The sequence below is a fragment of the Halomonas sp. GT genome, from assembly GCF_002082565.1.
Lineage (GTDB): Bacteria > Pseudomonadota > Gammaproteobacteria > Pseudomonadales > Halomonadaceae > Vreelandella.
In genome coordinates, this window is the sequence record NZ_CP020562.1 from 2,311,777 (window position 1) to 2,335,019 (window position 23,243).

Annotated in this window: 21 protein-coding genes; 7 read left to right on the forward strand and 14 right to left on the reverse strand. The window is 51.0% G+C overall.

Annotation, left to right across the window (positions count from 1 at the left end):
• Positions 1-73 precede the first annotated feature (73 nt).
• Positions 74-271 carry a GNAT family N-acetyltransferase gene (locus tag B6A39_RS19215; protein ID WP_442906321.1) on the reverse strand — a complete coding sequence of 66 codons (198 nt, stop codon included), beginning with the start codon at positions 269-271 and terminating at the stop codon, positions 74-76.
• A 186-nt stretch (positions 272-457) separates the two neighbouring features.
• On the reverse strand, positions 458-1,516 hold the full coding sequence (locus B6A39_RS10850; RefSeq protein WP_083005379.1) for an SDR family oxidoreductase: 1,059 nt from the start codon (positions 1,514-1,516) through the stop codon (positions 458-460).
• A gap of 141 nt (positions 1,517-1,657) precedes the next feature.
• Here B6A39_RS10850 and B6A39_RS10855 point away from each other — a divergent pair, with 141 nt between their 5' ends.
• Complete coding sequence (locus B6A39_RS10855; protein WP_083005382.1) at positions 1,658-2,590, forward strand: LysR family transcriptional regulator; 933 nt, start codon at positions 1,658-1,660, stop codon at positions 2,588-2,590.
• A 228-nt stretch (positions 2,591-2,818) separates the two neighbouring features.
• Here the strand turns inward: B6A39_RS10855 and B6A39_RS10860 are convergent, their stop codons facing one another.
• From B6A39_RS10860 to B6A39_RS10870, 3 genes are all read right to left on the reverse strand, one after another.
• Entirely contained in the window at positions 2,819-3,568 is a 750-nt protein-coding gene (locus B6A39_RS10860) for a DUF2971 domain-containing protein (RefSeq protein ID WP_198036710.1), read from the reverse strand.
• A 720-nt stretch (positions 3,569-4,288) separates the two neighbouring features.
• Positions 4,289-4,744 carry a hypothetical protein gene (locus B6A39_RS10865; protein ID WP_083005390.1) on the reverse strand — a complete coding sequence of 152 codons (456 nt, stop codon included), beginning with the start codon at positions 4,742-4,744 and terminating at the stop codon, positions 4,289-4,291.
• A gap of 289 nt (positions 4,745-5,033) precedes the next feature.
• Positions 5,034-5,456 carry a hypothetical protein gene (locus B6A39_RS10870; protein ID WP_083005394.1) on the reverse strand — a complete coding sequence of 141 codons (423 nt, stop codon included), beginning with the start codon at positions 5,454-5,456 and terminating at the stop codon, positions 5,034-5,036.
• 968 nt (positions 5,457-6,424) lie between these two features.
• Between B6A39_RS10870 and B6A39_RS10875 the strand changes: the two genes are divergently transcribed.
• The gene (locus B6A39_RS10875; protein WP_083005397.1) at positions 6,425-7,345 is read left to right on the forward strand and encodes a ketopantoate reductase family protein; all 921 of its coding nucleotides are present in this window, start codon (positions 6,425-6,427) and stop codon (positions 7,343-7,345) included.
• A 71-nt stretch (positions 7,346-7,416) separates the two neighbouring features.
• On the opposite strand, the gene B6A39_RS10880 is transcribed toward B6A39_RS10875, so the two are convergent.
• The 9 genes from B6A39_RS10880 to B6A39_RS10920 form a co-directional block, all read right to left on the reverse strand.
• Positions 7,417-8,049 carry a glutathione S-transferase family protein gene (locus tag B6A39_RS10880; RefSeq protein WP_083005400.1) on the reverse strand — a complete coding sequence of 211 codons (633 nt, stop codon included), beginning with the start codon at positions 8,047-8,049 and terminating at the stop codon, positions 7,417-7,419.
• A 197-nt stretch (positions 8,050-8,246) separates the two neighbouring features.
• Complete coding sequence (gene mmsB, locus B6A39_RS10885; protein WP_269747925.1) at positions 8,247-9,257, reverse strand: 3-hydroxyisobutyrate dehydrogenase; 1,011 nt, start codon at positions 9,255-9,257, stop codon at positions 8,247-8,249.
• A complete protein-coding gene (locus tag B6A39_RS10890; RefSeq protein ID WP_083005406.1) occupies positions 9,205-10,320 on the reverse strand; it encodes an enoyl-CoA hydratase/isomerase family protein in 1,116 nt (371 codons plus the stop codon). Before B6A39_RS10890 ends, mmsB begins: the two co-directional genes overlap by 53 nt.
• A gap of 20 nt (positions 10,321-10,340) precedes the next feature.
• Positions 10,341-11,495: an acyl-CoA dehydrogenase family protein gene (locus tag B6A39_RS10895; protein ID WP_083005410.1), complete on the reverse strand. Its 1,155-nt coding sequence runs from the start codon at positions 11,493-11,495 to the stop codon at positions 10,341-10,343.
• A 261-nt stretch (positions 11,496-11,756) separates the two neighbouring features.
• Positions 11,757-12,749, reverse strand: coding sequence for a branched-chain amino acid ABC transporter permease (locus tag B6A39_RS10900; protein WP_083005413.1), 993 nt, complete (start codon positions 12,747-12,749; stop codon positions 11,757-11,759).
• A gap of 2 nt (positions 12,750-12,751) precedes the next feature.
• Entirely contained in the window at positions 12,752-13,639 is an 888-nt protein-coding gene (locus B6A39_RS10905; RefSeq protein WP_083005416.1) for a branched-chain amino acid ABC transporter permease, read from the reverse strand.
• A gap of 213 nt (positions 13,640-13,852) precedes the next feature.
• Positions 13,853-15,076 carry an ABC transporter substrate-binding protein gene (locus B6A39_RS10910; RefSeq protein WP_083005419.1) on the reverse strand — a complete coding sequence of 408 codons (1,224 nt, stop codon included), beginning with the start codon at positions 15,074-15,076 and terminating at the stop codon, positions 13,853-13,855.
• A 165-nt stretch (positions 15,077-15,241) separates the two neighbouring features.
• Positions 15,242-15,991, reverse strand: coding sequence for an ABC transporter ATP-binding protein (locus tag B6A39_RS10915; RefSeq protein WP_030072546.1), 750 nt, complete (start codon positions 15,989-15,991; stop codon positions 15,242-15,244).
• Positions 15,988-16,776: an ABC transporter ATP-binding protein gene (locus B6A39_RS10920; RefSeq protein ID WP_083005422.1), complete on the reverse strand. Its 789-nt coding sequence runs from the start codon at positions 16,774-16,776 to the stop codon at positions 15,988-15,990. Before B6A39_RS10920 ends, B6A39_RS10915 begins: the two co-directional genes overlap by 4 nt.
• Positions 16,777-17,134: 358 nt before the next feature.
• Here B6A39_RS10920 and B6A39_RS10925 point away from each other — a divergent pair, with 358 nt between their 5' ends.
• The 5 genes from B6A39_RS10925 to B6A39_RS10945 are packed head-to-tail and all read left to right on the forward strand — an operon-like array spanning position 17,135 to position 23,237.
• Positions 17,135-17,548, forward strand: coding sequence for a MerR family transcriptional regulator (locus B6A39_RS10925; RefSeq protein ID WP_009724565.1), 414 nt, complete (start codon positions 17,135-17,137; stop codon positions 17,546-17,548).
• Positions 17,549-17,568: 20 nt separating this feature from the next.
• Positions 17,569-18,738, forward strand: coding sequence for an isovaleryl-CoA dehydrogenase (locus B6A39_RS10930; protein ID WP_083005426.1), 1,170 nt, complete (start codon positions 17,569-17,571; stop codon positions 18,736-18,738).
• A 10-nt stretch (positions 18,739-18,748) separates the two neighbouring features.
• Positions 18,749-20,356 (forward strand): carboxyl transferase domain-containing protein, encoded by a 1,608-nt coding sequence (locus tag B6A39_RS10935; protein ID WP_083005430.1) that lies wholly within the window; start codon positions 18,749-18,751, stop codon positions 20,354-20,356.
• 11 nt (positions 20,357-20,367) lie between these two features.
• A complete protein-coding gene (locus B6A39_RS10940) occupies positions 20,368-21,201 on the forward strand; it encodes an enoyl-CoA hydratase/isomerase family protein (protein ID WP_083005433.1) in 834 nt (277 codons plus the stop codon).
• A complete protein-coding gene (locus tag B6A39_RS10945; protein WP_083005436.1) occupies positions 21,198-23,237 on the forward strand; it encodes an acetyl/propionyl/methylcrotonyl-CoA carboxylase subunit alpha in 2,040 nt (679 codons plus the stop codon). Before B6A39_RS10940 ends, B6A39_RS10945 begins: the two co-directional genes overlap by 4 nt.
• Positions 23,238-23,243 lie beyond the last annotated feature (6 nt).

A 23,243-nucleotide genomic window follows, 5' to 3' on the forward strand; every position in this document is an offset into this window, starting at 1 on the left:
AAGGGTAAAAGAAAGCGCCATTACAATACTTAACGGTGTTTAGTAAATTGATGATATTCCATTAAACAATACGTTATAAGGTCTGTTTCGAGCGCTCTTTTTTGCGTCTAAGCTTTTTTAAAAAGTACTTTCTGCAGCACGGTGCAACGTCAAGCGCGAGACACTCACACTCTTTATCTAACGCCCAGGTTCTGATTTCACTCAGAAGTGCCTTGGCAATACCTTCCCCTCTTACCGCAGGCGTAACCCACATTTGACAGATGTGAGCGATTCCAGCCTAACTGACTTGTACAGCGCCCAATCATCGGGGTTAGTACTTTGATGTTGAAATTTTTCATATGGGAGATTCGTTGCATTTTATAGTTTCTGAAAAATCCAGTTCCATAAATAACAAGACCCAGCGCCTAGCGACGCCGAGTCTTGTTTTACAAGCTTTCGTCTTGCTGAGATTTTGCTATTAGGGAATGATCTTCTCAGCACGTAGGCGATCAAATAGGTCGAAGAAGGCGCTGCGGGTCTCGCGGAAATGGTCGAAACCGAAATCGCGTGACTTGGTAGTATCGTTGACACACTCCTGGTCACGGCCCAGATCGGCATCCGTATGCCACCATGAGGCAAGTTTAGTGACATCAGCCTCGACCAGATTGTGCTTCTCGGCAATTTCACGCCAAGTGTCGTCGATCCCGGCCATCTGTGTGTCTAACGGCTGCGTCGTTTCAGGGCATTCGACCACTTCAAGGCCGAAGTACTCGCCAATCTCACGCCACATACGACGCCAGCGAAAAACGTCACCGTTAACCGTGTTGAATGCCTGATTCGCCGCTCCCGGTGTCGTCGCGGCCCACTCCATTTGGCGCGCCAAAACCAGCGCGTCAGTCATGTCAGTTAGTGCGTTCCATTGAATCTGCGAACCGGGGAATATGAATGGCTTGCCGGTTGCCTTACAAATTGAGGCATAGACGGCAAGCGTGGTGCCCATGTTCATGGCATTACCACGGGCGTAGCCAATGACCGTGTGCGGACGATGAACGTTCCAGGCAAAGCCTTGACGCTCGGCGTTTTCGAACAAGACGTCTTCCAACGCATAGTAAAAGTTATCGCCAGGAACCCGCGGCTCGGATTCGCGGAACGGCGTTTCAATGCGACCGCTGCCGTAGGCTTCAAACGAACCGAGATACTGCTTGGTTCCCGTAACCAGCGAGGCGTGCTCTAGATTAACGTCATCAAGCGACGCGAAAAGATTGCGCATCATGGCACTATTGGCTTCGACATTGGCCTTCTCGTTCTCGCGACCGACCCAAGTGCAGTAAAACACATGGGTAATTGGCAGGCCGGCCAACGCCTCTTGGGTAGCGGACGCATCGAGCAGGTCCGTGGTCACTGGATTCACGCCGTTCTGTTCGCTGGCGTGGCGTGATAGCCCGTAAACCGTCCAACCGCTAGCCACTAGGTAAGAAGCTAAATTGCCACCAGTGATTCCGGTGGCACCGACGACTAGTGCAATCCCTTTACGCATGGGCTTTATCCTTTCGTGAATGATGTCTGGCCGCCAAGCGGGCAGCCGATGCCCACATTCTGGTAGCGGTCGTTCATTGCTACAATCAAAAGCACTGCAAATCTTTATTGCACAAGACGCAACTTAAGGAGTTTCAACACGATGGATCTCAATGCCCTGCGCGTATTCGAGCGTGTCGCTGCGACGGGAAGCTTCACCGCTACCGCTCGCCACTTCCATCGAGCGGTTTCTTCCATTTCTAGGCAGATCCAAGGCTTGGAAGAGGACGTAGGTCAGCCGTTGTTTTACCGGCATACCCGAGCCGTGGCACTTACCGAGGCGGGGTGGCGTTACTACGAAGAAGTACGCGATATTCTAGAGCAGCTCGACTTCGCCACAGAGGCCTTGGCGCACCCCAATGCTGAGCCCAGCGGCATGCTACGCATTAATGCCCCGGTAGCGTTTGGTCAGCGTCAGATTGTGCCCCTGCTTCATCGCTTTCAAGACCGGTACCCTTCCATCAAGGCCGAACTGCAACTCAACGACCACGTGGTCGATCCGGTTCGCGAAGGGCACGACATCACCTTTCGCGTGGGCAATCTCGCAGACTCATCGCTAGTCGCGCGCCGTCTAGCACCGATGAATTACGTGATCGTGGCGTCGCCGAGCTATCTTCAAACACACGGTGAGCCCGAATCGCCGGAGGCACTCGCCAATCACAATTGCCTGATCTATCAGGGCGAGATGGGCCGCCAGCGATGGTACTTTCAGGCACCGGATCAAACGAGCGCCAAGCCTTTCGAGGTCACCGGCAACCTTTACAGCAACGATGCTATCAGCTTGGTCCATGCGGCCCTTTTGGGGCAGGGGCTGGTGATGTTTCCAACCTGGCTAATTGCTGACGAGCTCAAAGCCGGGACATTGGTCGCACTGCTTGAATACTGGCGCTGCGAGGTCATGCCCGGGCGACGCGACATCCACGTGCTTACCACCGAACGCCGTCTTCGTTCACGCAAGGTTCGCGTTTTTCTCGACTACTTGTTCGAGTCGCTGGCTCCCCTTCCTCCTTGGGATTGTTGGCGTAAGGAGTGTTAACCAATATTCATGAGATTCCAGAATAGTTAGGAGCGGACATTCAGCGTGGGCTGATAGAACACCATTCTCACTAGAGAACTCGAGCGCAGCGAGTATTTTTCCTGTGAAGCTACTTGTTATGGACTCACTTACATCAAGGACTTGCATTGATAAGCAGTTTATAGCTCTCATCTCGCATTGAGGCTATATTGACCAGGGCATGCGGGTACTTTGCTGCGACCACCGCTCTCAGTAGCGCCTGATTGTCAGGAGGCATTTTTCCCCGATAACGATCTCAGTGAGCGACATTGGCGAATAAACGTGCCTTCCTTTCTTTGGAGATACTGCCCTCCACTCTTTTTCGTACTTCCACGCGTTAGATTTTGTTGAGCAAGCTCTCACATGGAAATCGTAGTCCCCACGTTCAATAGAATCTTCATCTATGAGGAAATTAATTTCATCAATAAGATTTAACGTTGGCAGTCTATTCGTGTATGTAACAGGGCAAAGCATCAAATCGCTTAGATCGTTCAGCGACTCTAGTGACGTGTGTAACTCGTTCTCATCAAAGACCAAGCAAAACCCGCGTAACCCATCCGCGTAATGAGCCCACATCAGATGATTTAGTAAGATGTCGTTGCTATCTCCTCTACAGAAACAACAGTAACCATGAGACTCAATTATATCTTTCACCGTTGTGAATAGAGTCTCTTTTAAAAATTCGACACTATTCTGAATTCGATACTTGAGGCTGTCACTTTTCTCAATCTGATCTAGAACATCTTGCTTCATTCCATGTTCTAAAAAATAAGCACGAATTCTCGCATAGAAATCCTCCGCGGCGGTTCTATTCGAAAATGCCTTTGGATACTTTTCACGGAGTTTCACGCGCCCTTCGAATGGATCGTTGAAGTCGAGATAACCAGAAAACCAACACGTACTAGCAGCGAGGCCTGCTAGAGAGTTCTCACTAACCCTAGAGTATCTATATAAACTCATAAAGCACCCCTTCATCAGACAAGGTATCAGGGAGCCAGAATCATCATCCAAAACGCGTTTTTTCTGGCGCGAAAGTATGTTGGAGTAACTTTAGCGTCTTTTGCAAAAATGCATAAAAACATATTTTTGTGGCTCAGGAACGGCTTGCCACCTGCTTTAAATTAATTTTAAATAGACTGCATATTCAAAATTCGTACGTCTACTGCATCTTTAGAATAGCCGCTCAGGGTCGTCAGCTGCCTTAACCACCCCATTAGCATAGATTAAAGTTCTTCAATCAGCTAAAAGCAGCTAACTAGTGCTATCCTATATTAAGGCACATCTTTAGATGGCAACCTTACACAGATATTCAAACTCACCGCTCAGGTAATTCCTACAAACAATAAATATAGGACCTTATGACGTCTACAAGTTCTATGGCGATTAATCTCTGTCAGTTAAAAAAAACGGCGACCTAAGTTACTAACATAATACGAGAAGCTTGCAAATGAATGTAGCGTCTGAATCTCCCCAGGTATTCTAGACACCCGTTAGACTCTTAAAGTAACGTCTTTCATACTCAATTGGTGATAAGTTATCGCTTATCCCGAGTCGGCGTTTTGGGTTGTAAAACATTTTCAATGTGATTGAATACGTCACGTCTAACCACTTCGTTTTTTGAATAAAGCTGTGCTTGATTCACTCTCGCTTGAGGAGTCGAAAGAAGCTAGGAACCATGAATTATCTAGACAGTATTGGAAGCCTCAATTTTGCAATAATAATTACGCCATCAGTAACACTATATCCGTAGCCATAACCCCAACCGAAACCGCCACTTTGACCTCCTACCCCTACAGAACCGGATTGTGTATCGTAATTGTAACGTCCATCAATCGTGGATATAATTTGGATTATTTCATATCCATCCGAATAAAGCTTGTTGCACGAATCTGTGATTCGGATTGAGAAATCCTCGATATCAATATAAGTATCGGACTTTTTTCCTGTGCTAACCCATTCTTCACGCGTTTCAAAGACGGGCACTTCAGTTTCAACCTCTTCTTTCTTGAAAATCCCTTTTGTCTTAGTAACTTTCTTTGTACCCACCTGATATTTAACGTTCTTTTTTTTCCTAATATCCGACATATTTGCTCGGATCCAAGTGTGAGTATATTGGGGCTTATTCTCATCACTCATAAAACCTCCTTTCTTGTTTTTCTTAACAGTTTATTAATGCACATGCGCGTTTATTTGAGAAGCTTTGTTAGACAATACGCCTTTTTAGCTAAATACTACTGTGAATAACCGGTCTCAACGAAAACCGATTTAGGGTGATAACGCCTATGCATAAATAATTTTTTCGACCTGGTGCAGTCTTTCAGTAACCTCGTAGAAATGCGCAGAAATCATCATCAATACCATGGTTTTCAGGACAAATTTTTCATTTGTGCTATCCTAATTGTTTCGAGGGAGAGCATTTTTTCTTTCATTGCTTAGTGATTTGAAAATATGCACCGTCCCATGAGATATATCCCGTATTCTCATTTTTTTTGATGACACTTAAACCTGGTGCATAACTGCCTGAGGTGCATTCTACTCTCAATATTTCTACCGAAGGTGTATATATTTCAATACTTTCTAATGGAAATCTTCTTCCTGTTAAAAAATCACCTGCGGTTTCAATCTCCGTTTTATATATTGGGTTACTGCAAGTGCTATCAATTAACTGCACCGACTTTTCACCATAGTGTATAGTACGGCCTATAAAAGCAGTTGCTTCCTGATCTGTCATAGCTGAAACGTGAGGAAACCTTACCTCTGTTAACTCCCAGGCACCTAAATACCATTCATTTGCCTCCGCAACCGCAGGAAACCATAAAGCCATTAAAAAGATAAAATAAGCACGCATGCAACCTCCCTACTAATTGATATTTTTTAATATAAAGCATATATCCACATAATTTTAAATAATCATGCACCCACCTTCTATCACTGCACACTAATGTCACTCTTAAGAGCAACTTTTAGCAATATCCCTAAGTTCAACCTTAGCGAAACTTAAGAATCTTTACCTCATTAAAATAGCTCAAAACGACGATTAGATCTATCAGAATAAGATCAAAACATGGCACAACCCATCGAAGCCTCCATATAAAAATAGAGAGCACATTACAAGCAATAAATGAATTAAAATTCAAGAAAAAACTAGTTATTAAGCCGTAGAGCCTTTCACCAGTAACTAGCTCTAGGTGTAATTTAAAAAATCACTCCAATCATTTATCCTGACGCTTAATGATCTAATTCAAGATTCTTAAAAACTCTAGTCACAACAAACAGGAAAGTATTATTTTTTTAGAGCTAGATCGCTGCGACGCTATTAGAAATATTTTATATTTTCAATCAGTTTCAATGAGCTTTTATAGTCAATCAATATGGTTGTTGCGATATATTTTTTCATCATCAATGCAATCTTACATCAGATTTAACTAATTGACCTCATAGAGTCGAAAACCTAAACTTAATCCACCATTGCACACGCACATCCCACTCTTTCCTGTAACGCGACTCAGTCCCTCACACAAAATATTACGCTAGCAGATAATCCTTAGCCTCGTCATTAGTCATTAGCCGCGCATTGCGGCCTTCTGCCACGCCTAGAGCCTATTCGCTCATAACGCCCTTTGGCTTCTATCACTAAAACAACAAGCCAATAGGTGGACCAAACTAACTCGGTCAACTGCATCGGCACGTTACGGGGCTGTTTAATAAGGTGATATTTTGGCTACGGTGACGCTGCTACTCACCTCACCTTCATTTCCTTATGCTGAACACGGTAAGCTTGGCGGCAACACCGCTACTGATGGCTAAAAATCAACGATGACTTCCCATTGGATACTTGGCCCTGGGGCCATTGGTCGCCTGTTGGCGCATTCGCTTTCACCTTTCTCTGACACCACTTTGATTGGCCGACGTGCACTGCCTGAACAACAACGCCTGACCACCCCTGAAGGTGAAGAGCGAATTCAGCGGCTAGCGAGCGTTACAGTTGCCGAGCTGACCTCTCATCCGCTCCCTGCGCCTGGGTTCGTGCATATCACGACCAAAGCCATGGCTGCCGAGGCGGCGCTTGCCAGCATTGCTGATATGGTTGCGCCCACGACCCCGCTGGTACTGTGGCAGAACGGTTTTTTGGCACAGCCACGTATTACACAAACTTGGCCGGGGCCAGTGCTGTGCGCAACCACGACTCAGGGTGCTTACATAACTGGCAGTGATGCTATGGTTCACGCGGGGCGCGGGCCGACGTTTATTGGTGATTTAGATAATCAGCACGCGGGATTGACGGAGGCGATAGCGGCGCTATTGAGTGAGGCAAACTTTACCGCCACGCCGGTAGACGATATTCGCCAGCGTTTGTGGCAGAAGCTGGCAGTGAATGCGGCGATCAACCCATGGGTGGCGCTCAATGGCGTGCGCAATGGTGAGCTGCGTGGTGATGCTTATGCAGGCCGCGTGGAAGCGGTGGTAAAGGAAGTTGCGGCAATTTTAAAGCAGGAAAACATTGCACCACCGAATGGTGGCGAAGGTGAAGACGCGTGGTTGGCGCTTGTATGGCAGGTGGTGGAGAACACCGCTAACAATAAGGCCTCGATGTTGCAGGATGTTGAGGCCAGACGCACCACCGAGCGCGGGGCGATTTTAGGGCCGTTGATCGATAGTGCCGAGCACCGTGGGTTGCCGTGTGGGTTGTTGAAGGAGCTCGATAGCCAATTGGCTAAATTGGAGGCGGAGTTTTAGGGAACATTTAGTGGCTAAAATTATCGCGCGCTAAAGCGCCCTCCCTTCATCAGGAAGGGCTGCTTTCTACATCACGTTACAGGGATCATCACTACGTTCTGAAAGGCGGGGCGTTCTGCAAGCTGTTGGTACCAGCGCTCCAGATTGGGCCGCCGCTGCCAGGTTAACCCGCTATTCCATAGGTTATAGATAAACGGCGCTACGGCGATGTCGCCGAGGCCAAATTCATCGCCGGAAAGCCATGATTGGCTTTGGTTTGCCAGCACGTTATCTAGCAGCTCGAATAACCTTTCGCAGGCTAGTATTCCGGCATCAATAGCGTTGTTATCGCGCTCTTGCGGCGGTGTTCTTACGTACCCCAACAAAATAACGCGGTGTTTGGGTGAAAGTGTATTGTTCGCCCAGTCCATCCATTTTTCTGCCTGGGCGCGCTTAGCGGGGTCATCTATCCATAAATTACCTTGGCCATACTGTGCGGCTAGGTAGCGAATAATAGTATTGGATTCCCATAACACGCTTTCGGTGGCGTCGTCTTTGAGTAGCGGCACCAGCCCATTGGGGTTCATGGCCAAGTACGCGGGGGTATTGTTGATCCCATGCTCCAGTCCTGCTGGAATTTGCTCAAACGGCAATTCGAGCTCCTCCAACACCCAGCGCACCTTTTTCACGTTGGTCGAGTTGTTGCGACCCCAAAGCGTAATCATGGCAGTCCTCGTGTATGAGCATTTTCTTTGAGTTTGCCCGTCCTTGAGGCCGAAGACAAACTGTGGCTTTAGTGGGATAGCTGGGGCGGCTTCGCCGCCCTTTCGCGGGTGCCTCGTATTGCTCGTTTCTCGCAAAACTCGTTACCACGCGCTACACCACCACGTGCTCCTCACCATTTTCCATTCACGCCTTACCCTCACTCCTTATCTTGATAAAACTGCAGCAGGCTGGAGAAGTCGAGTTTGCCGTTGCCACCTGCTTTATGCAGGGTGAATAGCGAACGTGCCGCGGAGCCCATGGGTACCGGTGAGGCGCTTTGTTGGCTAACATCCATAGCGAGGCCCAAGTCTTTAATCATCAGGTCTACTTGGAAGCCGCCTTGATAGCCTTTCGAGGCAGGGGCATTTTCCATCACGCCGGGGTATGGGTTGTAAACATTCAGCGCCCAGTTCCCCCCAGAGCTTTGCTTCATAATTTCGGACAGTACTGCAGGGTCCAGGCCGTTTTTAACGCCCATATTGATCGCTTCGCAGGTGCCCGCCATCAGGATGGAAAGCAGCATGTTGTTGCACACTTTCGCCACCTGCCCTGCGCCGTGGTCGCCGGCGTGGAAGATATTCTTACCCATCACATCAAGGACGGGCTTGGCCTGTTCAAATTGTGCTGTGCTACCGCCAACAATAAAGGTGAGCGTGCCCGCTTGAGCTCCGCCTACCCCGCCAGATACAGGCGCGTCGACAAAGCCAACGCTTTTTTCAGCGCCAGCGGCAGCAACGCTGCGGGCGGTATCCGCATCAATGGTAGAGCAGTCAATCACCAATGCGCTCTTTTTAATGACATCAAACAGCGGCTCGTCGCCATCCACATACAGCCCACGCACGTGCTTGCCTGCGGGTAGCATGGAAATAATAAAATCTGCATCGGTGGCTGCTGCTTTTGCAGAGGCCGCTACTTCACAGCCTTGAGATTTCGCTGTTTCCAACGCTTGTTCAGAAAGGTCAAACGCGCGAACGTTAAAGCCCGCTTTCGCCAAGTTGGCCGCCATGGGGCCGCCCATATTGCCTAAACCGATAAACGCGACGGTGGTCATTTTTATTGTCCTTATTCGAAAATTGACGGAGAAATGGGTTGAAGAAATGGGTTGAAGAAATAGATTAACGAAGATCTGCCAGAGGACTCTTTTCCCACGGCGAAACCAGCAGCTCATCGATAAAGGTTTGTTCTACTGATGCGACATCTGGGTATTTCCACGCAGGCTGGCCATCCTTATCGACTAACAGCGCACGCACGCCTTCGGGGAATTCCTGATGGCGGCAACACTGTACTGAAAGCGCCAACTCAAACTGAAACACCTCAGCCAACGACATGTGCTTGGCGCGCTTTAGCTGCTCATCAATCAGCTTCACTGATACGGGGCTACCGTGGGAAAGCGTTTTCTGCGCTTTGCTGAACCATTTGTCGTCGCTGCTAACTGCCAGCACAGCATCCACGGCTTGCTCAACCGTGTCGTGATCCATTAGCTCACGAATCAATGCGGCGGATTTGTGAACCGGCGATTCCAGCTCGGCAAATACCTCTTGAGAGGCTTGTTCAAATTCACGCAGCACACTGTTAACCACACCATGGGCGTCCGTTTGATTTCCTTCACCCCAGGTTGCGTCCATCAGCTGTTGAGCCATAGCTGCGCGGTAATGACTAGCGATCGCGCGATCCGCAAGGCCCAGGTGAACAGCATCTGGCGCGTTAATTTGGCTGCCGGTCATAGCTAGAAAGCGTCCGGTGCCGTTGGGCAAGCGATTTAAGAACCAGCTCGCGCCTACGTCTGGATAAAGGCCAATCGTTACTTCTGGCATCGCCAGACGGGAGGTTTCCGTTACGATTCGGTGGCTGCTACCGCTAAGCAGCCCCATACCACCTCCCATTACAATACCGCTGCCCCAGCAAATGACCGGCTTGGGATAGGTGTGAAGCAGATAATCTAGGCGGTACTCGTGTTCAAAGAAGCGCTCTGGGAAATCTGGTTCGCCGTCTCCTTTGATCGCTTTATACAAATTGACGACATCGCCCCCTGCGCAAAACGCTTTTTCACCAGCGCTATCCAACAGAACAGCAACGACTCGCTCGTCGGTTTGCCACGCGGTCAAGCGCGGCAGAATCTCTTCAATCATCTCCAACGTCAGGGCATTCAGTGAACGCTCGGCGTTAAGCGTGATCTCGCCAATAACATGGCCATCTTGGGTGGCGTGTTCAGCAAACAGTACGCTACTCATTCCATTGTCCTTGTGGTTGGCTACAGCTCAGAGGCACCATCAGAGAGCACACGGCGGGAAATAATCAGTCGCATGATTTCGTTAGTTCCTTCCAGAATACGGTGTACACGGGTGTCACGCACATAGCGCTCCATCGGGTACTCTTTAATGTAGCCGTTGCCACCATAGAGCTGAAGCGCCTCATCACACACCTTGAAGCCGACATCTGTCGCAAAGCGCTTAGCCATGGCGCAATAGGTGGTGGCATCTGGGTGACCAGCATCCAGCTTTGTGGCTGCCATGCGCACTAACTGGCGAGCCGCGACAAGCTCGGTAACCATATCCGCCATACGGAACTGAAGCGCTTGGAAGTCTGCCAGGCGCTTACCAAACTGCTTACGCTCCAGCATATATTCGCGGGCTTTGTTGATCGCCTGCTGGGCGGTGCCGATTGAGCAGGTGGCGATATTGATACGTCCGCCATCCAGCCCTTTCATGGCAATTTTGAAGCCGTCGCCTTCGTTACCTAACAGGTGGTTGGCAGGCACACGCACATCTTCAAAAGTAATCATGCGGGTTGGCTGGCTGTTCCAGCCCATTTTGTCTTCTTTACGGCCGTAGCTAATGCCGCTTGCTTTGGCATCAACCGCGAAGGCAGAAACACCGCTGGGCCCTTCACCCCCGGTACGCGCCATCACCACCAAAAAGTCGGTACTGCCCGCGCCTGAGATAAACATCTTGCTGCCGTTGAGTACGTAGTCATCGCCATCACGCTTGGCCGTGGTTTTAAGCGAAGCCGCATCCGAGCCTGAGTTGGGTTCAGTTAAGCAGTAAGAGCCCAACAACTCGCCTGTGGCGAGCTTTTCGCCCCACTGCTCCACTGCTTCCGGCGTGCCGAAGTCGGCCAGCATCCACGTCACCATGTTATGAATAGTGAGATAGGCGGTGGTTGAGGTACAGCCCATGGAAAGCTGCTCAAAAATAATGCTGGCATCCAAACGGGAAAGACCAAGCCCACCAACGCTTTCTGGTGCGTACAGTGAGCAAAAACCTAACTCACCCGCTTTGCGGATGACATCAACAGGAAAGAAGGATTCAGCGTCCCACTGTGCAGCGTGGGGTTCTAACTCGTTCTGGGCGAATGCCCGAGCCATATCGGAAAAGGCAACCTGGTCTTCACTTAACTCAAAATTCATGGCAAATCTCCGCAGCATGCTTCGCTGAACAGCCTGCAATCAGGCTGGTAACTTAGCGTTTGCTATTATCTTTATTAGTCATTGGCGTCATTGGCAATTGTCTTGACGGGAAATTATCTTTACTGGCAACGTTGACGTTTACGTTAACTTATATTCTTACCCTGAATGGTGCAACTGCTTACCCCACTACCTTTGGCGTAGAGGCATGGTTTGGGCAGAAAAAAGGGTGCCCTAGGGCACCCAAACATCGGACAGAACCGGTTATTTGAAATTTTTGCGATACATTTTAGTAAGCTCGCCCACGATGCCACTGCGAAAGCTAAGTACGCAGACAACAAAGATAATACCCAGAATAACGCTTACCCAGTTACCCAGCGGCGACTGTGCCAAAATGTGCTGCAGGCTAACGACAATACCTGCCCCCATAAGGGGGCCAAGCAATGTGCCTACCCCGCCCAGCAGCGTCATTAAGATAACTTCACCGGACATATGCCAGTGCGCATCGGTTAACGACGCCAGCTGGAACACAACAGTTTTGGTAGAGCCTGCTAACCCGGCCAACGCCGCAGAGAGCACAAACGCCAGCAGTTTGTAAGCATCAACGTTGTAGCCCAGCGAAATAGCACGCGGTTCATTTTCACGAATCGCTTTCAGCACCTGCCCAAAGGGCGAATGCACCGTGCGCTGGATCAGCGCAAACCCAAATAAGAAGATGGCAAACACGAAGTAATACATCGCCAAATTACTACGTAGGCTAATTAACCCAAACAGATCGCCACGAGGCACGCCGTGCAAACCATCTTCACCACCAGTGAACGACGACTGAACAAAGACGAAGAACATTAGCTGAGCAAGGGCGAGTGTCACCATTGCAAAGTAAATTCCTTGACGACGTATAGACAGCATGCCGAAAAAGGCACCCAGCAGTGTCGCCATTAGCGTACCCGCGATAATCCCCATTTCAGGTGTCAGGCCTGGATAGCTTGCCAATAAGTAGCCGGTAACATAACCACCAGTGGCTAAAAATGCTGCGTGACCGAACGAGAGCAACCCCGCATAGCCCAACAACAGATTAAAGGCGCAGGCAAAAAGCGCGAAACATAGAATTTTCATTAGAAAAACGGGATAGGCCAAAAAAGGAGCCACTAACCCGACCACCAGGAGCGCAAGATAAAACATATTGCGGCGCATTCTGGCCCGTTTCTGCCGTTCTTGTACGGCTGATGGTGCATTGAGTGCTTGAGAGTCTGCCATGGTTATGCCTCCTTACCGAACAGCCCAGCGGGGCGTAACATGAGCACCAATATCATCACCAAGAAGATCACGGTATTGGAGGCCTCGGGGTAATACACTTTGGTTAAGCCTTCGATGATGCCCATACCCAGCCCAGTGAGAATCGCACCCAGAATAGACCCCATCCCACCAATGACGACCACCGCAAACACAACAATCAGCAGACTTGACCCCATGGTAGGTGAAACAGGATACAGCGGTGCTGCCAGGACGCCTGCAAAGGCAGCTAGCGCTACGCCGAACCCGTAGGTCAATGTTATTAACAGTGGTACGTTTACCCCAAATGCTTGCATTAGCTGGGAGTTTTCAGTTCCCGCCCGTAGATAAGCGCCCAACCGGGTGCGCTCAATCATAAACCACGTAAATAGGCACATGGCCAATGCCGCTACCAACACCCAGGCACGGTAGGTAGGTAGGAACATGAAGCCTAAATTCAGGCCGCCTTGTAGCACTTCCGGGGTCGAGTAACGCGCCCCCGAAACGCCGAAGAAGTTAACCAGCGTACCTTCAAAAATTAGCGCTAGCCCAAAGGTGAGCAGCAGTCCATAAAGGTGGTCCAGATGGGCAATGCGACGCAGCAAAAAGCGCTCCATCAGCATGCCAAAGCCACCGACTACCAGCGGCACCAGAAACAACGCCAGCCAATAATTGATACCTAAATAGCGAAAGCCTAGCAGTGCGGCGAAGGCTCCCAGCATGTATTGCGCCCCATGGGCAAAGTTGACGATCTTCAGTAGGCCGAAGATGACCGCCAGGCCCAAACTAAGCAGTGCGTAAAAGGCTCCATTCACAAGCCCAAGCGTTAGCTGGCCCATGAAAACGGCCAATGGCACGCCGAATATCATCGTCATTGTATGACTCTCCTCGCCGCCAAGCGGATAGTAGCGCTTGCCACTATCCCTGCGTGTTGCCTATTTTTAGAAGCGCTTGGAAAAGCGCTTTTTCAATAACACCCAGCGGGTTATATAAATCGCCGAGTTATCCGACAGTGCCTGAACAACTCGACGATTTAACCGCCTGGTTTCTAAGATCGTAGGACACTAAGCAATTGTGTTTATCGACCCTTAGTTTTGAACCAGTTTGCACTGGCTATCAGCGAGCGGACGGTAGGCTTCATCGGCAGGAATGGTGCTGAGGATTTGATAAAGATCCCACTCACCAGTTGACTCTTCCGGCGTTTTCACTTGGGCCAGATACATGTCGTGAATCATACGACCATCTTCACGAATAGAGCCGTTACGCGCAAAGAAGTCTTCAATGGGCATATCAGCCATCTGGGCGCGAACAACTTCAGGGTCATCGGTTCCGGCTGCTTCTACGGCTTTCAGGTAGTGCATGGTGCTTGAGTAGATACCCGCTTGAACCATAGTGGGCATACGGCCAACTTCTTCAAAGTAGCGCTCTGACCATTCACGAGAGTCTTCATCCATATCCCAATACCAGCCAGTGGTTAACAGCAGACCTTGGGTGGATTCCAAACCTAGCGCGTGAACGTCGTTCAGGAAAATCAACAGACCTGCTAGCTGTTGGCCACTCTGTGTGAGCCCGAACTGGCTAGCGGTAGTGATCGCATTGACGGTGTCGGCACCGGCGTTAGCCAAGCCTACAATCTTCGCACCAGACCCTTGGGCCTGAAGGATGTATGAGGAGAAATCACTCGTTGGGAACGGGTGACGTACGCCGCCAACAATTTCGCCACCATTGGCTTCAACCACATTGGTCACATCAGCTTCCAGCGCATGGCCGAACGCATAATCAGCGGTTAACAGGAACCAGCTGTCGCCGCCCTGCTCTACGACTGCTTTAGCAGTACCGTTCGCCAGTGGGTAAGTATCGTAAACCCAGTGGATGTGGTTTGGCGTGCAGTGCTCATTGGTAATGCTTGATGCTGCAGAACCCGACACAATGCCCAGGCCATTGTTTTCTTCAAGCACTTTCGTTACGGCAATAGACACCGAGGATGCCACTAGGCCACCTACCATGTCGACGTTACGCTGGTCGATCCACTCACGTACCGTGTTAGCACCGACGTCGGCACTATTACGATCGTCAGCGCTAAAAATTACGATGGGTGAGCCATTAACACTGCCGCCAAAATCAGCAACCGCCATTTCCATGGCTGTTTCGCCACCTGGGCCAGCGAGGTCACGGTAAGTACCTGACATATCTGCCAAATAACCAATGCGAACTTCGCCATCGCTGATTTCAGCGTGAGCGGTAGAGATTGCCATCGTAGAGGCAGCGGCAACAGCGATGCTGGCAGTCAGCGTTTTTTTCATGAAGGTCATGTTCGTCTCCTGGCCCTCAGGGCCTTTGTTGTTGTGTTACGACGTACCAATGAAGTGCTTATAGAGCGTTTAGTGTTGTTAAAACTGAACTGTTAAAACTGAACTGTTAAAACTCGGTTACTAAAACGGGATTGTTAAAGCTCGTTTTATTGATCTAGGTTAGCGTTATACCCCCAGCATGGTATTGAGATGATCTCGACGTGACGGAAGCTGTGCTGCGCTAATCTCTTCAACAATCTGGCCGTGATCCATTACGAAATGACGATCTGCCAGCGGCGCTGCAAAACGGAAGTTCTGCTCCACCAAAACAATGGTCATACCGCGTTCTTTTAACTGGATAAGTACTTCGCCAAGTTTTTGCACAATAACGGGGGCTAAGCCTTCGGTAATTTCATCGAGCAGCAAAAGCCGCGCACCAGTGCGAAGAATGCGTGCCATTGCAAGCATCTGCTGCTCACCACCAGAAAGCCGCGTCCCCTGGCTTTTACGACGCTCGTAAAGGTTAGGAAACATGCCGTAGATTTCATCTAGGCTCATTCCGCCAGAGCGAACCGTGGGCGGAAGCAATAGGTTTTCGTGCACATCCAGGCTTGCAAAAATACCGCGCTCTTCGGGGCAGTAACCAATACCAAGCCTTGGAATATGGTGGGCCTTCATATTCAGCGTTTCGTTGCCATTAATCACAATCGAGCCAGTACGACGCCCTACCATATTCATAATGGATTTCAGGGTTGTACTACGTCCTGCACCGTTGCGACCCAGCAGCGTAACCAACTCTCCACGCTTAACATCAAAGTTCACGCCGTGAAGAATGTGTGATTCACCATAGAAAGCGTGTAGGTCTTGCACTCTCAGCATTTCTAACGTCTGGGAATCAGCTAACTCGTTGGCTTCATAGGCTTCAGCGGTATTCATACAGCAGCCTCCTCTTCAGCAGCTTCACTGCCCATATAAGCCTCACGCACTAATGGGTTGCGGGAAACCTCTTCATAGTTACCTTCGGCCAACACCGCGCCGCGGGCTAATACTGTAATGCGATCACAAAGCCTACTGACCACGCTCAAATTGTGCTCTACCATTAAGACGGTGCGCCCTTTCGAGACACGCTTAATCAGCGCCACGATACGGTCAACATCCTCTGCCCCCATACCCTGGGTTGGCTCATCGAGCAGCATCATCGTAGGGTCAAGCGCTAGCGTGGTGGCAACTTCAAGTGCGCGTTTACGGCCATAAGGCATTTCTACCGTTAATGTATCGGCGTATTCACGCAGGCCAACTTCATCAAGTAGCTCTAACGCACGCTCATTAAGGTGATCCAACGACTTCTCGGATTTCCAGAAGTGAAACGAGGTGCCTAATTGGCGCTGCAGCGCTACCCGGACGTTTTCCAGCGCCGTCATATGCGCAAACACCGCTGAAATTTGAAATGACCGTACAAGTCCCAGCTGCGCAATTTCATTGGATTTTTTACTGGTAATGGGCTTACCACGATAAATAATTTCTCCACGGGTAGGCGGCAGAAACTTGGTTAGCAAATTAAAAACAGTGGTCTTTCCAGCACCGTTAGGGCCAATCAGGGCGTGAATGTGCCCTTCTTGAACTTGAAGATTAACGTCATCCACGGCGGTAAAACCGCGGAATTCTTTGGTCAGCCCTCTGGTCTCGAGCACTGGTCCATTAAGAACATCGTCTGCACGCATGGAGTGGTAAGCCTCTTTTTGTTCTTGTTCGGGTGTTCTTGCATCCGGGTGTTTGGTGCTGACGTTTCACCAACCGCTTCATCAAGTGAAACTCGTTAGCCGGCAACACACCCTTACCTGAACGTAAGGTGTAGGTGCAAACTAGCAATCACTTGAGGGGTATTACAATTACAACTTTGGTCTACGCTTCTTTAACGTTTCTTCACATTAACAATCTAAATTATTATTTTTCAATAACTTATAAAAAAATTAAGGAAATCAAAAAAGCACAACTACTGCTTTACGTTAACGTAAACTTGTTTTAGCCTCATGGTCAGTGTTCCATAGGGACATTCCCCTATCGACGAGAACAATGATCATGAGCAAAACCTACACGATCAGCGAATTGGCCAGCGAGTTTGACGTTACCACTCGAAGCATTCGCTTTTATGAAGATCAGGAGTTACTTCACCCTGCTCGCCGTGGCCAAACACGCATCTACAGCAGCAAAGACCGCGTGCGTCTGAAATTAACGTTACGCGGTAAACGACTCGGTTTTTCCTTAGCAGAGATCCGCGAACTTTTTGAGTTGTGGGATGAAACCCGCAGCGGCAGCGAAAAGCAGTTGCACTTGATGCTGAGCAAAATCAGCGAGCGTAAATCTGCTCTAGAACAACAAATGAAAGACATCACGATGGTGCAGCTGGAACTTGAAAGCGCTGAAATTCGCTGTCGCCAGGCTCTTGAAGAACTCAATGAAAAACCTTCTTTAACGACGAAAAGCTCCCTTTAACAATGACAAGGTGATTGACCATGTTTTCACACTATTCAGAACTCAATTTCGGCCTCGACGATGAACTGAACATGCTGCGCGAGCAGGTCAATGCCTTTGCCGCTAGCGAAATTGCTCCGCGTGCTGCTGAAATCGACCGCAATAACGAATTCCCAAATGATCTGTGGAAGAAGTTTGGCGACATGGGTCTGTTGGGGATTACCGTTTCTGAAGAAGATGGCGGTAGTGGTATGGGCTACTTGGCCCACTGCATTGCAATGGAAGAAATTTCCCGGGCAAGCGCTTCCGTCGCACTCTCCTATGGCGCGCACTCAAACCTGTGCGTGAATCAGCTTAAGATTAACGCCAGCGCTGAACAAAAAGAGAAATACCTGCCTAAGCTGATCAGCGGCGACCACGTAGGCGCACTGGCAATGTCAGAGCCAGGCGCAGGCTCTGATGTCGTGTCAATGCAACTGCGTGCCAAGCTAGATGGCGATCACTATATTCTTAACGGCAATAAAATGTGGATCACCAATGGTCCCGATGCCGACGTGCTGGTGGTGTACGCCAAAACTGATCCGGAAGCAGGCTCCAAAGGCATTACCGCCTTCATCATCGAAAAAGGCATGCCTGGCTTCTCGACTGCGCAAAAACTCGACAAACTTGGCATGCGCGGCTCCAACACCTGCGAGCTGGTTTTCCAAGACTGCAAAGTACCTGCTGAAAACGTGCTGGGTGACGTCGGTAAAGGGGTTCGCGTATTAATGAGCGGTTTGGATTACGAGCGCACCGTACTGGCTGCTGGCCCTATCGGTATTATGCAGGCCGCGATGGATGTCGTACTGCCCTACATTCATGAGCGCAAGCAGTTCAACCAGTCGATCGGCGAATTCCAGTTGGTTCAAGGAAAAGTGGCGGATATGTACACCACGCTGAACGCTTGTCGCGCCTACTTATACGCTGTTGCCGGAGCCTGTGACCGCGGCCAGACCTCTCGTAAAGACGCAGCGGGCGTGATTCTTTACTGCGCTGAGAAAGCCACCCAAGTTGCCCTAGATGCCATTCAGCTGCTCGGCGGCAACGGCTATATCAACGAGTATCCCACCGGTCGCCTTCTACGCGATGCCAAACTGTATGAAATTGGCGCGGGCACCAGCGAAATTCGCCGGATGCTGATTGGCCGCGAACTCTTCACCGAAACAAAGTAAGGGCCGCGCCATGAGCACACTCTCTACACAGATCAATCCCCGCAGCGATGTCTTTCAAACCAACGCCGCTTCCATGCTGGGGGAAGTTTCTAAGCTCCGAGAATTGACCGCTGCCGTCGCCCAAGGCGGCGGCTCTAAGGCGCGTGAACGTCATGAGAGCCGCGGCAAGCTATTTGTGCGTGACCGTATCGATCACTTAATTGACGAAGGCTCGCCATTTTTAGAGTTTTCCGCCCTGGCAGCCCATCACGTTTACGATAGCGACGTGCCTGCGGCAGGCGTGGTAACGGGCATTGGCCGGGTATCTGGCGTTGAGTGCGTGATTGTGGCCAACGATGCCACGGTAAAAGGCGGTACGTATTTTCCGCTCACGGTGAAAAAGCACCTACGCGCCCAAGAAATCGCCCGCAAGCACCGTTTACCATGTATCTATTTAGTGGATTCTGGCGGCGCTTTTTTGCCCCGCCAGGATGAAGTATTCCCCGATCGCGATCACTTCGGGCGTATCTTCTATAACCAAGCCACTATGTCGGCAGAGGGCATCCCGCAAATAGCGGTGGTCATGGGTTCCTGTACGGCTGGCGGTGCGTATGTACCCGCCATGGCGGATGAATCAATCATCGTTAAAGAACAGGGCACGATTTTCCTGGGCGGCCCGCCGCTAGTGAAGGCGGCCACGGGCGAAAGCATTAGTGCAGAAGACCTGGGCGGTGCCGATGTGCATGCCAAAGTCAGCGGCGTAGCCGATCACTACGCTGAAAATGATGCCCATGCCCTGCAGTTGGCACGCGCTTGCGTATCCCGTTTAAATTGGCAAAAGCGTGGCAAATTAGCCATGCAAGCACCCAAGCCACCCAAACTCGACCCCAGCGAACTTTACGGCATTGTCGGCACCGATCTTAAAAAACCTTACGATGTTCGCGAAGTGATTGGTCGAATTGTCGATAGCTCTGACTTTGACGAGTTCAAGCGCTACTACGGCGACACTTTGGTCACCGGCTTTGCGCATATCCACGGCTATCCTGTTGGTATTGTGGCGAACAACGGCGTGCTGTTTTCAGAGAGCGCGGTAAAAGGCGCGCACTTTATCGAGCTATGCGCTCAGCGCAAGATTCCACTGGTGTTCCTGCAAAACATTACCGGCTTTATGGTTGGCTCTAAGTACGAACATGAAGGCATTGCTAAACACGGTGCGAAGTTAGTGACGGCCGTAGCATGCGCCAAAGTGCCTAAGTTTACCGTTTTGATTGGCGGTAGCTTCGGCGCAGGTAACTACGGCATGTGTGGTCGCGCCTATGACCCCAACCTGCTGTTCATGTGGCCCAATGCGCGTATTTCGGTCATGGGTGGCGAGCAGGCGGCAGGCGTGCTCTCTCAGGTCAAACGTGAGCAGTATGAGCGCGATGGCCGTGAGTGGACAAAAGAAGAAGAAGAGGCCTTCAAACAGCCCACCCGCGATCAGTACGAGCACCAGGGCCACCCCTATTATGCTAGCGCCCGCCTATGGGATGACGGCGTCATTGACCCACTTCAAACCCGCGACGTATTAGGGCTTTCTCTAGCTGCTGCAATGAATGCTGACGTCGAAGAGACACGCTTCGGCGTGTTCCGGATGTAAGGGCGAACACTATGGCTTACTCAACGCTACTGATCGAAGAAGGCGTGGCGCGCCTGACGTTAAACCGCCCAGAGGTGCATAACGCCTTTGACGACAGCCTGATCGCTGAACTAAACGCCCACCTAGACGAATTGCATGCGCTAGCCAACGCCGGTGACGTTCGGGTGGTAGTGCTTGGCTCTGAAGGTAAAAGTTTCTCTGCGGGCGCTGATCTTAACTGGATGAAGCGCATGATCGATTACGGCTTGGAAGACAACCTAGCGGACTCACGCAAGCTGTCAGCGCTTATGTTGGGGTTAGACACCCTGCCTTGCCCTACCGTTTGCCGAGTGCAGGGGGCCGCCTTTGGTGGCGCGGTAGGTCTTGCCGCCTGTTGCGACCTGGTAGTCGCTTCAGATAAAGCTAAATTCTGCCTGTCTGAAGTAAAAATTGGTTTATCGCCCGCGGTGATTAGCCCCTATGTACAGCGCGCGCTTGGCGAACGTCAAATGCGTCGTTATGCACTCACTGCTGAAGTAATGGATGCGCAAACGGCGATGGCACTCGGCTTGGTCCACCAAGTGGTGGAACACGATGCCTTGGATAGCGCCGTAGACGCTATGCTCGACACCCTGCTGAGTGGCTCTCCCCAAGCCCAACGGGCAACCAAAGCACTGCTGGCAAGCGTGGCTCAGGTACCCGACAGTGACGCCACCCGAGAACATACCTGCCAAGTGATCTCCAAACTGCGGGTGAGCCAAGAGGGTCAAGAGGGCTTATCTAGCTTTTTTGAAAAGCGCCGCCCTGCCTGGACGCAACCGTCTGGCCTTCAAGAACCCAACACTGCTGCGGAGCCACGCTCATGACGCTTGACCTTACTAAATTCGACACGTTGTTAGTGGCCAACCGCGGTGAAATTGCCTGCCGCGTGATGCGCACCGCCCGCCGCATGGGGCTGAAAACGGTTGCCGTTTATTCAGATGCCGATGCTACGGCTCGTCATGTGCGCGAAGCCGATGAAGCAGTGCGTTTAGGCCCCGCTGCCGCCCGCGAAAGTTACCTTAATGTCGATGCGGTTATCGATGCAGCCAAGCGCACCGGCACTGGCGCCATTCACCCCGGCTACGGCTTTCTTTCAGAAAACGGTGGGTTTGTTAAAGCCCTTGAGCAAGCGGGCATCATCTTTGTAGGCCCCCCAGCGTCGGCAATTGCAGCGATGGGTGATAAATCTGCCGCGAAAGCGCGCATGGCCAATGCAGGCGTGCCGCTGGTACCTGGGTATCATGGTGACGATCAGGATGATGCACTGCTGCGCAGCGAAGCCGATAAAATCAGTTATCCGGTGATGCTAAAAGCCAGCGCTGGTGGCGGCGGTAAAGGCATGCGCGTGGTTGAAAGCGGCGAAGGTTTTCAAGCAGCGCTTGATGGCTGCCGACGTGAATCCAAAGCCGCATTCGGCGACGACCGCATGTTAATAGAGAAATACTTGGTGCAGCCTCGTCACGTCGAAGTACAGGTATTCTGCGACCGCTACGGCAACGGCGTGTATCTATTCGAGCGGGATTGCAGCGTGCAGCGCCGCCATCAGAAAGTCATAGAAGAAGCGCCCGCTCCTGGCATGACGCCCGAACTGCGCAGTGCGATGGGCGACGCTGCCGTTCGCGCGGCAAAAGAAATTGGCTATGTGGGCGCAGGTACTGTGGAGTTTCTGCTCGATGCCGACGGCTCGTTCTACTTTATGGAAATGAATACGCGCCTGCAGGTTGAGCATCCCGTTACTGAAATGATTACCGGCCAGGATTTGGTCGAATGGCAGCTGCGCGTTGCGATGGGCGAACCACTCCCCTGCACACAAGACGAGCTCACCATCACCGGCCATAGTTTTGAAGCGCGCCTGTATGCCGAAGACCCGGAGCAAGATTTCCTACCGGCTACCGGTTTGTTGACTCGCTTCGCCTTGGATTTAGAAGGTGCCGACTTAGATAACGATCGGGTGCGTTTAGACAGCGGCGTGGAAAGTGGCGATGTGGTTTCCATGCACTACGATCCCATGCTGGCCAAACTGATTGTTCACGGCGCTGACCGGGATGCGGCGCTGGCCACTCTCAACCGCGCTTTGGCGGCGCTGGATGTACAGGGCGTGGTGACGAACCGCGCCTTCCTGCAACGCTTGGCAAATCACCCTGGCTTTAAAAACGTCGAGCTCGACACGCGTTTTATCGAACGCAATGAAGCCACACTGTTTGCTCCGCGCAGCTACTCTACCGAAGCGTATGCCAGCGCCGCGCTGATCGGCCTGAACCAACTGGCCCAAGAGTGCGAGAGCGACTCTCCGTGGGACCGCCATGACGGCTTCCGCTTGAATGCCCCCCATACCATTCGTATTGCGCTGTGTGACCCGGCAAGCGCCCAGGCAGCCGACAGCGACGAAGCGGTGGTAATTGTTGAAGGTAAGCGCGAAAGCGGCGAATCGCTTTGGAATCTGACCATTGGTGATCAAACGTTGACCGCTAGCCTACAATCGCTGACAGGTGATGCGGTAGCCGTCACGCTAAACGGCCACCGTCGCCGTCTACAGGCACGCCGCGATGGCCATATCGTGGTGATGGCTGAACCCAGTGGCGAAACACGCCTCTTCTGGCGACGCATCGATGCCATTGACCACGGTCACCATGAAGCCGAATCAACGCTCACCGCCCCCATGAATGGCACCGTTGTCGCGCTGCTGGTAGAGCCTGGCGCGGCGGTAGAGAAAGGCATGCCGTTGATGGTCATGGAAGCGATGAAGATGGAGCACACCATGACTGCGCCTGCCGATGGTAGTGTGGAGACGTTCCACTTCCAGTCGGGCGATACCGTGAGTCAAGGTGACGTGCTACTCGACTTTGCCCCCAGCGAATAGGAGCTA

Excerpts from the sequence above, each read along its gene's own strand:
- B6A39_RS10850 (WP_083005379.1), bottom strand. The coding sequence starts at position 1,516 with ATGCGTAAAGGGATTGCACTAGTCGTCGGTGCCACCGGAATCACTGGT.
- B6A39_RS10855 (WP_083005382.1), top strand. The coding sequence starts at position 1,658 with ATGGATCTCAATGCCCTGCGCGTATTCGAGCGTGTCGCTGCGACGGGA.
- B6A39_RS10860 (WP_198036710.1), bottom strand. The coding sequence starts at position 3,568 with ATGAGTTTATATAGATACTCTAGGGTTAGTGAGAACTCTCTAGCAGGC.
- B6A39_RS10865 (WP_083005390.1), bottom strand. The coding sequence starts at position 4,744 with ATGAGTGATGAGAATAAGCCCCAATATACTCACACTTGGATCCGAGCA.
- B6A39_RS10870 (WP_083005394.1), bottom strand. The coding sequence starts at position 5,456 with ATGCGTGCTTATTTTATCTTTTTAATGGCTTTATGGTTTCCTGCGGTT.
- B6A39_RS10875 (WP_083005397.1), top strand. The coding sequence starts at position 6,425 with ATGACTTCCCATTGGATACTTGGCCCTGGGGCCATTGGTCGCCTGTTG.
- B6A39_RS10880 (WP_083005400.1), bottom strand. The coding sequence starts at position 8,049 with ATGATTACGCTTTGGGGTCGCAACAACTCGACCAACGTGAAAAAGGTG.
- mmsB (WP_269747925.1), bottom strand. The coding sequence starts at position 9,257 with ATGAGCTGCTGGTTTCGCCGTGGGAAAAGAGTCCTCTGGCAGATCTTC.
- B6A39_RS10890 (WP_083005406.1), bottom strand. The coding sequence starts at position 10,320 with ATGAGTAGCGTACTGTTTGCTGAACACGCCACCCAAGATGGCCATGTT.
- B6A39_RS10895 (WP_083005410.1), bottom strand. The coding sequence starts at position 11,495 with ATGAATTTTGAGTTAAGTGAAGACCAGGTTGCCTTTTCCGATATGGCT.
- B6A39_RS10900 (WP_083005413.1), bottom strand. The coding sequence starts at position 12,749 with ATGGCAGACTCTCAAGCACTCAATGCACCATCAGCCGTACAAGAACGG.
- B6A39_RS10905 (WP_083005416.1), bottom strand. The coding sequence starts at position 13,639 with ATGACGATGATATTCGGCGTGCCATTGGCCGTTTTCATGGGCCAGCTA.
- B6A39_RS10910 (WP_083005419.1), bottom strand. The coding sequence starts at position 15,076 with ATGACCTTCATGAAAAAAACGCTGACTGCCAGCATCGCTGTTGCCGCT.
- B6A39_RS10915 (WP_030072546.1), bottom strand. The coding sequence starts at position 15,991 with ATGAATACCGCTGAAGCCTATGAAGCCAACGAGTTAGCTGATTCCCAG.
- B6A39_RS10920 (WP_083005422.1), bottom strand. The coding sequence starts at position 16,776 with ATGCGTGCAGACGATGTTCTTAATGGACCAGTGCTCGAGACCAGAGGG.
- B6A39_RS10925 (WP_009724565.1), top strand. The coding sequence starts at position 17,135 with ATGAGCAAAACCTACACGATCAGCGAATTGGCCAGCGAGTTTGACGTT.
- B6A39_RS10930 (WP_083005426.1), top strand. The coding sequence starts at position 17,569 with ATGTTTTCACACTATTCAGAACTCAATTTCGGCCTCGACGATGAACTG.
- B6A39_RS10935 (WP_083005430.1), top strand. The coding sequence starts at position 18,749 with ATGAGCACACTCTCTACACAGATCAATCCCCGCAGCGATGTCTTTCAA.
- B6A39_RS10940 (WP_083005433.1), top strand. The coding sequence starts at position 20,368 with ATGGCTTACTCAACGCTACTGATCGAAGAAGGCGTGGCGCGCCTGACG.
- B6A39_RS10945 (WP_083005436.1), top strand. The coding sequence starts at position 21,198 with ATGACGCTTGACCTTACTAAATTCGACACGTTGTTAGTGGCCAACCGC.